Consider the following 12,243-nt stretch of genomic DNA (forward strand, 5'->3'; position numbering starts at 1 on the left):
TTTCCTCGCTTCCCATTAAACCGTAATTTGCCCGCCTGGGTATAAGGTCGAACTATATAAACGTTTTGGTTGTGCTAATGGCCTCCCTGAAGGGCTGTCTGCTAGATTAATAGGTTTGCCTGAATAAATAACAGCAGAAAGATCGTTATAGATGATCACTTGCTCTAGTCCACTTCCGAATAGATCCGCATGAACGGCGTACCCGCTTGCCTTGAACTCTGCCGCTATGTTCATATAACCATCGTATAGAGCAGGATATACCCCTCCGCCCCGGCGATAGGCCAAAATATAATCTTGTCCGCTCTCGTCCCAATTTTGCACGGTTTCAGCGATTGTTAGCCAGCCATCTGTCTTACGCTCTTCCTTCCATAACTCTCGACCTTCTGAATCAAGTAGAAATAAGGCATCTTTGCCTTTTAATCCTTTTCCGTCATCTTCACGAACCATACGGTCTAAACCTGCAATCTGCAGACCTGGCAGATCAAGGCGGAACTTGCCTAGCGCGATATGCTGCGATTCGATAGAACCGTCATAGCGCCATAGTTCAAGACCATGTCGATCATACATAACTGTGACGCTGCCGCCAATGACTAGCTCCGGTTCACCATCACCGTTTACATCCCCAACCCAAATGCAATCAGCGTGATCGTCCAGATCTGAGCAGCTCCATTGAAGCTCTCCTTTACTATTCAGCAAATCGTAACCCGCCATGACCTCATCCTTGCCGTCGCCATCTAGGTCATACACCCAAGGAAAATGCCCCGGGTTTCCTTCATGTGTCCAAAGCAGATTAAAGTTTCGATCTAGCGCCCACATTTTATGATAGCGATCCTTCAGAATGAGATCAGAGGCATAAGCTCCGCCGGTTAAATTAGCGATAATGATACAGTCATGCGCATGCGGATCGGGAAGATCATAGGCAGCTTTGGTCTGCCCGGTCGCCCCGTCAAGAATATAGAAACGGCTATCCATCACACAAAGCACCTCTAATTGTCCGTCTCCATCAATGTCATAGATTTGGGCAGGATAATCAGACCCCTGACTTCCGGCTTCTGGATCCGGAGTTCCGGTCTGCCATAACAAATTTCCCTGCAGATCAAATGCTGTCAAGCACTGTACCTGATGAGGAATGTACCGAACATCTTGTCGATTATCCGGCTGAACGCACAACATTTCCATGCGCCCGTCGCCATTCAAATCTCCTAGCAGCATTTTGCAACGCGGTCCTGCTGAGCTTATATCTACCTCACCAAGTTGAATAGCCGAATATATGTTTTGATCCATATAAAAACCTCCTCATAGTTGTGCTTCCCATCAACTGCTTAACAACAACTTAGACAAGCTTGACCTGACTGCCGCTTGGTACTTCAACACTATTTCCGTCCACATTAAGCCAGATGCTAAGTGCAGTAGAATTATAAACAAAATCACATGCCGCCGAAAACTTGAGCTGCTTATAAGCGTTCATATAATCTACGATTTGCAGGTTGGTCGCAAACCAAATGTTATCCTGTCCACCGACATATTCACAAAATTGTTCAATAAGCTCCCAATTGTTATCATGATCAAATTCATAACTATGGCCCCATACATACATAAGGTACAAATATTGTGATTTATGAAGCTCGACAAACGTCTTCGCGTGCTCCATCAATTGCTTATTATGATGACAGGTCGCTTTCCACTCATGCCAATCGTCAGGCATCCCGAACCCGCCTGTTGTCTGTACAACTCTCGCATATTCAATACCTAGATAGGGCAGCATTTCTTTGATCTCCTGATTAAAAGAGCCATTCGGATAAGACATGCCCCTTACGGTGTAACCGGCCATTTGCTCCAACCGCTTGCGATCCTCCATAATTTCATAGACAATCTGTTCTCTCGGACTGCGGGCGATTGTTGGGTGAGTCAATGTATGTGCGGATACCTCATGACCCTCATAGAGCGTGGAAGCCTCCTCCTCCGTCAAGCGATTTTCCGTTCCAAAGAGCCCTGAATTTATATGGAAAGCACCTTTTATTCCCGTACGATTAAATAGTTCTACAAGTCTTTTGTCTGATAGAGTTCCGTCGTCATAGCTCATCGTCAGCGCTTTGTGCCTGCCTTGCGGAAAACACACAACTATTTTCGGCATCTGCTGGTTGCCCCCTTCAGATTGGTCAATTATCCATATACCCGCAAATTAGCATATTCCGCAATAAACGGCGCCATTTGTCTAAAACCTATTTTCCCTGCACCTAATAGAGGTCCGAACGTCACACCGTCATCTACCCAAGACAGAACAGGCAGCTCATTAATTGAGAAATGAATTCGATTTCCTTGCTTCACAAGCAGCATCCGATAGTGATCCGTACAATCATTTACTGACGGCAAGGGATCTGCGGCTTGGGAAACGAGGTGGAATCCATAACTTTTACGCAAATTACAAGTGTGAAACTCACGTTCTGCCGGCCATCTTCTACGATAATAAGATAGGTGGAACGCATTCATCTCTCCATGATGATATTGCTCATACTCGCCTGTACGTGGAAGAAAACCAGGATCAAATAATTCCTTGTCGTCCACACCGTTAGCTGCGAAAAATAATATGGCAAGGCCCGGCTCCCTAATCGGCCGAAACTCCCATGACACAGCAAGGTCAGCGGGAAATTGCTCCGGACACCATAGTACAAAGTTCGCCTGTTGACCGTCACTCGGATTTCTAGTGCTCTCCAGCCTCATCCGCTGCATCGGAAACGTAATGGCTGCCTCTCCTTCCAACCGGAAATCGGCAGCATCCTCTGTTGACGCAAGCGGATTATGATAGAGCTGCTTCCATTCTCGTGGAATCATCTGTTCTCTTCCTCTTTGTGATGCGGCATCCAATCTGCAATTAAATCCAGACTGATTATCGTATTTAAAGACCACTGCGCTGCTTCATTGGTGTTGATCCAATCAATCTCTTTCAAGCTGTCTACGTAAGTAACGTCTACCGCATCATCTTGAAGGTTTACCTTTGCGAACGGATTAACGAATAGAATATCCCATGCACGACGAGCAGCGGCTTCATCTTTACGGTAATAAGCACCGAAAGCAACGATAGCAACACTGAGGACCGGATGATGGAAACTGCTGTGAAGGATCTCTCCGTTCGTAATGAGATCTTTCTCTTCCTGCGGCATATTATAGTAAACACCAAATTCAGCCATCATCTCATCCCACTCTGCGTCTTTCAGCATAGCGGACAGCTCGAACCATACCTGCGGCGCTCCCATACAAATCATGAGATGGCGGCCCCAGTTGTCAACCCCAAGCGAAGTCAGCTTGCCGGTAGTCGGATCATAACCGTAAGTTGGACCAGCTAGGAGACGATACTTGGTACCCTTCACGCTGTCTATTCCAACCTTGATTTTGTCACGATAGAAAGTGTCCTCGAATCGTTCCCATCTCGACATCCAGTTCGAACTGAACGCAGCCCAATCAGGTCCAATGCGAATATGTGTCGGATGCTCATCTTTCGGAAAATACGCGCGCATCGGATCTAGATTAACTGTCGCATAATCTGCATCCTTTACCGCATCCATCAGATCTCCGATCCGCTCATCCGCAGTTAAATAATAGTAATAGCGATGCAGCCCAGCCATCGCTATTCGCGCTTCCTTACAGCCGCAGCCCCAATGGACCACATTGTGGCGTGAGCCAAGTCCTGCATATTCACCGAAATGATAGACGTCTACTTCACTTGTATGCCTTGTCATTGCTTCGGCTAAGCGAAATAGATCCTCTCGTCCGGACCTAAGGAAACTGATCCAAAGCCACATGTTTGGCACGAGCTCTGCATTTTGCCAAGCACAGCCGCCTAAGTCATAATTCCACACATGTCGTACCGGATCGTAACTATGCATGAAATCACCGAAATCCCAAAATCCGTACCATTTACGCTGTTCGACCTCTGCTTGGTAGAAGGTCACGATTCCATCAAGCTGATCTTCCAAATGAGCTTTAGCCGGCGTACTTCTGTCTGGCAGGCTCCATAACCCGAATGCTCGAGTATCGTAATAATATTCCGGTTCACATACCAGCAAGGAAGGCGACTCACATTGTTCCCGCATCTGTTCCAGAACAGATGGACTTGGTGTCGATGAGGTGCACCACAGCGTTACTTCATTCGTATTAGCGACGCCATAAGGCGTGGCTCTAAGCTCATCTGCTCCTTCATAGGAAGAATCAACATGCGTCTTCGTATCATAATGACGGAGATCCATCGGCTCACTGTCAGGAGACCAGAACCAAATCGTAAATACTGCAGCTTTCGAAGTGGTTCCTTGAATTTGCAAGCCGGACGGATGCTTTTCCCAAAAATGATGGAGGGCAGCAGCTAAGCCTCCTCCTTCACTGCCTGCATAGCCTACTCCCCCAGCTCTTCTTCCTTCCCCTGCTTTCAGCCACACACATGGCTCGCTTGTACGTTTCGTAATCCGGTAATGCTCGGAGGAATGCTGGACGAGCTTGAAATCATCCCATACGGCTGAATCATCGAGCAAACCAAGAAAATAACTATCCTTCTCTAGATCAAAGTTAACTTCTTCGCCACTTGTTTGGCGCTCGTATAACTCGCGGTATTTTCCCTGTGTACGGCGGGTATGGAGCGTCTTAGGCGATTCACTAAAGAACCCGCTGTCTCCTGCAAACCGAACATGTCGGTTATATAAGGGGCCTCGCATCGGTATGGAAAAAGCAATCCCTAAACCTTTAATGAAGTCCTCATTGGGATTACCATCGAAATGAAACGAATGGATCATTCGAATTGTCTCCATACCGGCATAGACGTACAATCGAAGCGTAATTGGCAGCCATTGCCTCGTTCCCGATTCCGAACGATGCTTGCCTTCAATCTTTACAACAGCCCGGACTGGACCAGACTGCTCCACGACAGCTTTATGTATACGGAAGCCAAACGATTCTTCACGAATCGTTCGCACTCCTGAAACGATACTTGAACTTTCCTTTATACAGACCAGCTCTCCACCATCACAGATCTGGGTGCCATCACGGACAATGCTGTGGATCAGCTTATCGCCTTGTTTGGAGAGATGACATTTTATCACTCCTGTATCAAGAATGATACGGTCGTCCAATTCAAGAACAGTCACTTTATTGCTCGAAGGAACGGTTTTCCCTTTAGTAATCCTATAGTTTACGTCAGGTTCATTAGTGACAACAGACGCGTGTGCAGACCACTTAACAGAGCCATCAGGCCAGTAAGCAGTCGGCCAGCTTTGAACGGGCAGGCATTCCCCATTATCCATCCTTTGCAGTACGAGAGGCTCTTCCCGAGAAAGCTCTCCTTCCTTCCATGGAATACCCCAAGTCGTTCCAACCGGCATACCCGCAGGTTCCTTTAACCAACGTAATTTGACAGATGTTTCTGAAGTCATACCGCTTATCCCCCTCGTATACGTTTAGGTTTTGCATAGCAAAACTGTAGTACAGACATAGAGTAACGCGGTGTCTATTTGCGGGCAATTAGATTTTCTTGATTGGCCGCCTGGCGAATCTAGTACATTTTCACAGACTTTGGACTTTATTGACTTCTGTTAATTGGCTTGGCTATGCTCGCGGTATTGACTTGGTGTCATCCCTTCCTGCTTCTTAAAGATACGGTTGAAATAGCTATGCTGATAACCAACTTGCTCAGCGACATCGTTAATTTTCAGAACGGATTCTCGCAGTAATTCCTTTGCTTTATCCATTCGAATTCCTGTTAAATAATCAATAAAATTTTTGCCTGTCACTTGTTTGAATGATTTGCTTAAGAAGAAAGGATTGGTTCCGATATGATCCGAACAACTGTCCAGTGAAATATCCTGCATATAATGCTGTTGTAAATAAATCATCGCCTGTTCGATAAGCCTCTTTACTTGACTATCAGAACGTCCGATCAGTTCTTTTAAGAACGGTGCTGTCACCCTCATTTGGAACCATTCTAAAATGAGTCTAGGCTCGCGAATTTGTGAAAGCTGTTCGTAGAGATTAGCACCCTTGAACAGTCGGTTTGGTTGAATGCCAGATATCAGGATGGCATGTTGAACACTGCCTAACAAATGCAGCATCCCCTGTTGAACATCAATTGCTTTGGCTCCTTTGCAAGAAAGTGCGTTTAGAAAAGCATCCAAGAGTCGATAGGCATCCGCCTCTTGACCGGTTTGCAATGCCTGAATAAACTCACGCTCCAGTGTGAATGGGAATGCTTGCTCCGTAGTCTCGTCGCCGCCGATGTTTAACTGTTCCATATCGATGATCTGGTTCTCATTTTCAAAATTGCGATAATTAGCTGCATGCTTCGCGCCTTCAAAGGCTAATGATATGTCAGTTATCGAATCAACTGCTCGACTAATAGCGATAGTTATCCGTAATTTCAATATCCGATTGACCGCATGAGTGAGCTCTTCACCGAACGCCTGCAGCTCCTGCACGTACGATCGATCCTTCGGTACAATCATAAGAAGGCCGGCTGCAAGGTCATGAAAGTTAATCGTATTACTTTGATCAAAGTGCACAGATGCGAGCTCATCAATCATATTGACAGCAGCGAACGTGACCAAGCCTTCGTCCCCATCCTTGAACTTGCCCTCTAGGCTGGCAATCCCCGTTAATTGGACGTACAGCACGATAAAGCGATGATTACTCACCTGCCATTTGTAACGTTCCATCATACGCAATAATTCGATTTCCGAATGTGAATACATATAGCCTTGAAGCAGTTGATGAAGAAAGCTTTCCTTCACATAAGGAAGCTGTTCCGATAGTTTGCTGTGCAGCTCTGTGCTTTCTCTATGTATATTTTTCCATTGCCGCTCCATTAATGAGAATTCGTCTTCATTTTTTTCAGCAGCCGTTTTCTCTGGCAGCAAGACGTTCATCAACCGTCTTACTGGCACGTACATGCTTCGTGAAGCAAGCCATGCAAGTATCGCAGCCAACAGCAATGCGCTAGAACTGACTACAAGAATGATTTTTGATACAAAAACGACAGGCTGAGTTATACTCGATATCGGCGAAGCAGAAACATAGGTCCAGTTATCTGCTATTCTCGAGAATTTTCCATACGATACGGTATAATTCGTCTCATCCCAATTAAAAAAAAAGGATCCTTTCTCTGTTGTTCGTGACGCTATTTGTTCTCTTAATGCGACTACAAATGGAGAATCAATGTCATGTCCTTCAGCGGACGCATATAACTTGTTATTATCCTGCAGCAGAAATGTTTCTCCTCCCTCATAAGGAGTCATCGTCTGCAGCATTTGGCTGACCTTCTCGTTATCAAGACGAATAAGCAAAGCTCCGAAAGGATTCAGACTGCCTCCTGGTATTTGATGAACTAGCGTCAAATTCGTAGAGGACGGTCGCGTGGGATCAAATGCCATTTGAGTCCAAAAGGTTACATAATCGGATTGCAGCAGTCCATCATATAAATCGATCGTTTCTTTAGTCGAAACAGTCCCATATTCCGGGTCGAAGAGGAGCGGCTGATCACCTGTGAGATACAGCGCAACAAGCTTGTTCATCGTATTGGAGCCCTGCATAACTAACAACGTCTGTGTAATATCACGAGCATCCTCGAAGTTTCGATTGAAATTCGGATTCTGCAAGCTATAATCAAATTTCGAGTCAAATGCCCAATGGGATAACATGAGTTCTAAATTTTCTAGTTGTTCATCAATGTTTTGCGCTCTTTGTTCGATTTGATTGTTATGCAGCTTGAGCAGCTCGCTGTCTAATCTTCCCCCCGTTATCCAATAAACAAGTCCACCTGTAATGAGACCAGGAATACTGGCTACAATCAGGAAAGTAATTAGCGCCTTTCGATAAAACCTTCCTTTACTGCTGGTCATGCTATTTTTTCTGTTTAAAATTACCGTTTTCATAGTCCTAATCATATTCTCACCAACCAGATTCATATTAGATGTTCAAGATGTTAACGCATACAATTCATTTAATTAGAATATATGGATAACGATCATTAAACAAGGAATTATTTAACTGTTAGTAGAAACAGCGAAAACAGAGCCCGACTTCGGACTCTGTTTTTTACCTGTTTATCCTTACTTCTTGCTTGCTGCGTAGAGTTCATTCATTTCTTTAATCAAATCATCTCCGCCGCTCTTTCTCCATAACGCCAAGGCGTCTTTGAAGGCAGCTTCGTCTATTTGACCAACAATGTATTTAATGCGCGCATCATTGATAATGTTATCCAACTGTGCGCCTTTCTCAGTGTACACTTTAGAAATAAACGGCTCTGCCGGATTAGCAACAATAAATGCCTCGTTCTCAATCTGCAGCTCTGTCTGCTTCAAGCGAAGTGGTGTTTGCTGAACTAGATGCGAGAAAGGCACTGGACTATACGTCCCCATTTGGTTGATCCCTTCTACCTCCGACTCCATCAGAACCGTATCTTTACTAATCACTACTGCATCGTTTTCATCCAGCGTATAGTGTACGCCTTCGAGGCCGTAGTTCAGCATCGTTTGCATTTCCGGCTCGCTTAATTGATCGAGGAAAGCAAGCACACGCTTAAGCTCATCTTCTGTCTTAACAGCTGATTTTGGTATAGCCAGTATACCTGCAAAACCAGATGTCGGCAGCGTGTGAAGCTTGCCGTCAGCACCCTTCACACCTCCGATAACATCCATGAAGTGAACATCAGGCTGATCTGTTCCTGCTGCCGCAAGAGCGGCGTGAATTTTATCATCTACACGAGCAGCACCGTCAATAACATCAACGATAACACCGGCTTGATTATTTACGATCGGATCAACCCATTTAGCAGAATCATAAATAGCGAAGTCTTGATTAATCAATTTTTCATCATACAGTTTTTTCATAAATGTCAACGCTTCAAAATATTCAGCTGTTTGATGTTCTGGTACTAATTGACCGTCTACATCGCCCCATTTATTCGGTGAACCAAACCATAATTTGATTGTGTCGAAGCCGCTAGCCCATTGCCCTGTCCATTTGACCAAGACCATGCCGTAAGTATCAGCCTTGCCGTTATTGTCCGGATCCTGTTCTTTAAACGCCTTCAACATCTCATAGAACTCGTCTACTGTCTGTGGCAGCTCCAAGTTCAATTGTTCCAGCCAATCCTTGCGAAGCTGCACACCGTTCCGTCCAAGTGCACGAGCACGGTAAAGACCGTAGTTTTTACCATCAATGGACGAGTTGTTCAGTGTAACAGGATTCGCTTCACTAAGATTTTTATAATCCTTCAAATAAGGACCGACTTCCCAGAAAGCGCCGGATTTGACCGCATTAACAAAGCTTGGAGATTTCACATCGCCTATATACATAATGGTTGGAAGCTTGGTTGAAGCGAGTGTTATATTAAATTTGTCTGCATAAGAAGCATTTGGCACCCATTCAAAGTGAATATCCGTATTGGTGATTTTTTCGATTTCAGCTGCTACTGGACTATTGTCCTTTGGATAATTCGTTTTGAAAATAGGTAACATGATATTAATTTTGAGTGGATCTTGAACCTTTGTTCCGTTAGTCTCTGCCCCATTTGCAACCACATTTTTCGGTGTGTTATTGCCGTTGTTTGTCTGTGAACATCCGATAAGTGTTGTTGCCGTAATCGTCCCGATCAACACCAACGAAGCTAATTTTTTCACCTTTTTGTTATTTCTTTTCATGAATGAACCTCCCCTAATCAATTGTATTATATCGTAAATCTACTGCCGCTCGTTCGCCGACTTTTAAGATGCTAGGGTTCTAGTGCCTAGAAATCATTGTTCGGGCAGTAGATATTTACTTCTTAATAACGAATAACTAGCTAGCCTTTTACTGAACCAAGCATGACACCCTTAGCAAAATGCTTCTGTAAAAATGGATATACCAACAATATCGGTATCGTTCCGACCACAATAACAGCCATCTTAATCGATTGGTCAGGCGGCTGCACGTAAGTCGCGTCCATAGCACTGAGGTCACCAGCCGCTGCTTGTGACAACAATACGATCTGCCTGAGTAATACTTGAAGCGGCCATTTCTCAGGTGTATTAATGTAAAGCAAGGCGGAGAAGAAATCATTCCAATGCCCTACCGCGTAAAATAGCGTAAAGGTTGCGAGTACAGGCATTGAAAGAGGGAGTACAATTTTCCATAAAATTCCCATATCATTACACCCATCAATTTTCGCTGATTCTTCTATCTCCGCAGGAATTTCCTGGAAAAAGTTTTTGACGATAATGAGATTGAATGCACTGATCGCTCCCGGCAGTATAAGTGCTCCATAATTATCAAGTAAATGAAGCTCTCTGATAACCAAATACGTTGGAATCATTCCGCCGCCGAATAGCATGGAGAAAATAACTAGATTCAATACTGTGTTACGCCCTTTTAGAGCGCGGCGCGCTAACGGATAGGCCATCGTAACCGTAAAGAACAAATTGACTATCGTACCGAATACCGTAACAAACATCGATACGCCAATTGCTTTTATGATGGTGTCCGTTGAGAAGATGAACTTATACGCGGCTAGTGAGAATGTTTCCGGAATGAGGAATACCGTTCTCTTGGTTAGCTCTGCATCCGTCGCGAAGGACCCTGATATGACGAAAATGAACGGGAGGATGGCTGTAAGGGCACACACAGACAAGAGGATATAGTTTGTAACATCGAATAACGTTCCAGGAACTGATTTATATGTTTTTGCCATGCTTTAATCCTCCTAATACAGACCTGATTGTCCGAATCGTTTGGCCAAGGAATTAGTACCGAGTACTAGAATGACTCCGATTACGGACTTGAACAATCCCACTGCTGTACTATAACTAAACGCACCTTGGGTAATTCCCATAAAATATACGTAGGTATCGAATACTTCAGCAACCTCTCGATTGAGCGGGTTCAACAGTAAATAAATTTGTTCAAAACCATTTTCCAAAACATTACCCATTCTTAGTATTAGTAAAATAATAATCGTACTGCGTATTGCAGGCAGTGTAATATGCCAGATCTGCCGCCAACGATTAGCACCGTCAATTTTGGCCGCTTCATACTGTTCCACATCTACTCCTGAGAGGGCTGCAAGGAATATAATCGTTCCCCATCCGCATTCCTTCCAGATCGATTGAATAATAATGATTGGCCTGAACCACTCCGTAGTGGCTAGAAACTCAATCGTAGTTCCTGTGTATTTGAACAGCAATGCATTCACAGGTCCACCCTGTGTCGTAAGAAATACATAAGTCATACTCGCTACAATAACCATTGAGATAAAATGAGGAACATAAATTAATGTTTGAACCGTCCGTTTGAAGAAAGCCAGCCTCACTTCATTTAATAGAAGGGCAATAACAATTGGCGCTGGAAAGAAAAAAACTAAATTGTATAACGATAATAACAACGTGTTGCGCAGAAGCATAAAAAATTCTGGATTTGCGAAAAAAAGTTTGAAATGCTCCAAACCAACCCACTCGCTGTTCCAAAAGCCCGTGTACGGCTGATAGTTTTTAAAGGCGAGCAGTACGCCCCACATCGGGACATATTTGAATACTAAAAAATAAAGCGCGCCTGGCAGCAGCAGCAAGTACAACCATCTATCCCTCTTTAGTGTGGCAAGCACACTTGGACGAAAGTTCCGGGATGGCTGCTTCATACTAGGAGCCGAAATTGGCTTCATCCTTATTCACCTCCAAGTGTCGTTCATCGCCTCATCAGCGGTGTACCTTTATTATGTTAGCGCATTCATTTTCCAGCAATTAGACATTTTGGAATCGTATTTTGATGCATAAAATCAAGGGTTTTTATCGTGTTTTCAAGAAAGTACAAATTTGCAAAAACAGTCCTATCCCTCATTTTCACCAAAAAAGAATGTACAATTGCGAGCGAAAGGCTAGTTGCTCAAGATATTTTATTAATGAAGGTGGCATGCAGAAATAAATGTCGTGAGGATCGGTGAATTGGCTTGGGCGACAATGGAACCCGAGGAGGACAATATCGAGTTGAGCTTTTTTTGTTGGGGTGGTCGAACAACTTTATGGGAACGGCATTGAGAGCGTCATGTGTACCCTGACAGCAATGCCACCTATTTGGACAACACATAACCATCCAGAGCGAATGTTTCTCCGTCGACACCATCCGCCCCCTGTTTGCCCATACTCGGTTCCAAGCTTCCCACAAAGTAACCCTTGCATAAACTTTGTTATACAAAGCTGGGTGTATTTAATTTTTCTCAGACCAATAAGTTAACATAAT

The 12,243-nt window shown here is 44.4% G+C and carries 10 protein-coding genes; 2 read left to right on the top strand and 8 right to left on the bottom strand.

Annotated elements, in window-relative coordinates; genetic code table 11:
- Positions 1 to 15: 15 nt before the first annotated feature.
- The 8 genes from MHI37_RS16370 to MHI37_RS16405 form a co-directional block, all read right to left on the bottom strand.
- Positions 16 to 1,284: an FG-GAP-like repeat-containing protein gene (locus tag MHI37_RS16370; RefSeq protein WP_076334714.1), complete on the bottom strand. Its 1,269-nt coding sequence runs from the start codon at positions 1,282 to 1,284 to the stop codon at positions 16 to 18.
- A 49-nt stretch (positions 1,285 to 1,333) separates the two neighbouring features.
- Positions 1,334 to 2,134, bottom strand: a complete 801-nt coding sequence (locus MHI37_RS16375) for a polysaccharide deacetylase family protein (RefSeq protein WP_076334713.1) — start codon at positions 2,132 to 2,134, stop codon at positions 1,334 to 1,336.
- A gap of 29 nt (positions 2,135 to 2,163) precedes the next feature.
- Positions 2,164 to 2,832: a DUF1961 family protein gene (locus tag MHI37_RS16380; RefSeq protein ID WP_076334712.1), complete on the bottom strand. Its 669-nt coding sequence runs from the start codon at positions 2,830 to 2,832 to the stop codon at positions 2,164 to 2,166.
- Entirely contained in the window at positions 2,829 to 5,417 is a 2,589-nt protein-coding gene (locus MHI37_RS16385; RefSeq protein ID WP_076334711.1) for a hypothetical protein, read from the bottom strand. Before MHI37_RS16385 ends, MHI37_RS16380 begins: the two co-directional genes overlap by 4 nt.
- Positions 5,418 to 5,576: 159 nt before the next feature.
- Positions 5,577 to 7,874, bottom strand: a complete 2,298-nt coding sequence (locus MHI37_RS16390) for a helix-turn-helix domain-containing protein (protein WP_076334847.1) — start codon at positions 7,872 to 7,874, stop codon at positions 5,577 to 5,579.
- A gap of 210 nt (positions 7,875 to 8,084) precedes the next feature.
- Positions 8,085 to 9,677 (bottom strand): extracellular solute-binding protein, encoded by a 1,593-nt coding sequence (locus MHI37_RS16395; RefSeq protein WP_076334710.1) that lies wholly within the window; start codon positions 9,675 to 9,677, stop codon positions 8,085 to 8,087.
- A gap of 140 nt (positions 9,678 to 9,817) precedes the next feature.
- Positions 9,818 to 10,702, bottom strand: coding sequence for a carbohydrate ABC transporter permease (locus MHI37_RS16400; RefSeq protein ID WP_076334709.1), 885 nt, complete (start codon positions 10,700 to 10,702; stop codon positions 9,818 to 9,820).
- Positions 10,703 to 10,714: 12 nt separating this feature from the next.
- Positions 10,715 to 11,668 carry an ABC transporter permease subunit gene (locus tag MHI37_RS16405; protein ID WP_076334708.1) on the bottom strand — a complete coding sequence of 318 codons (954 nt, stop codon included), beginning with the start codon at positions 11,666 to 11,668 and terminating at the stop codon, positions 10,715 to 10,717.
- A gap of 265 nt (positions 11,669 to 11,933) precedes the next feature.
- Here MHI37_RS16405 and MHI37_RS16410 point away from each other — a divergent pair, with 265 nt between their 5' ends.
- Entirely contained in the window at positions 11,934 to 12,041 is a 108-nt protein-coding gene (locus MHI37_RS16410) for a hypothetical protein (protein WP_342556493.1), read from the top strand.
- A 7-nt stretch (positions 12,042 to 12,048) separates the two neighbouring features.
- Entirely contained in the window at positions 12,049 to 12,237 is a 189-nt protein-coding gene (locus tag MHI37_RS16415; RefSeq protein WP_256709594.1) for a hypothetical protein, read from the top strand.
- Positions 12,238 to 12,243 lie beyond the last annotated feature (6 nt).

Source organism: Paenibacillus sp. FSL H8-0548 (assembly GCF_038630985.1).
GTDB lineage: Bacteria > Bacillota > Bacilli > Paenibacillales > Paenibacillaceae > Pristimantibacillus.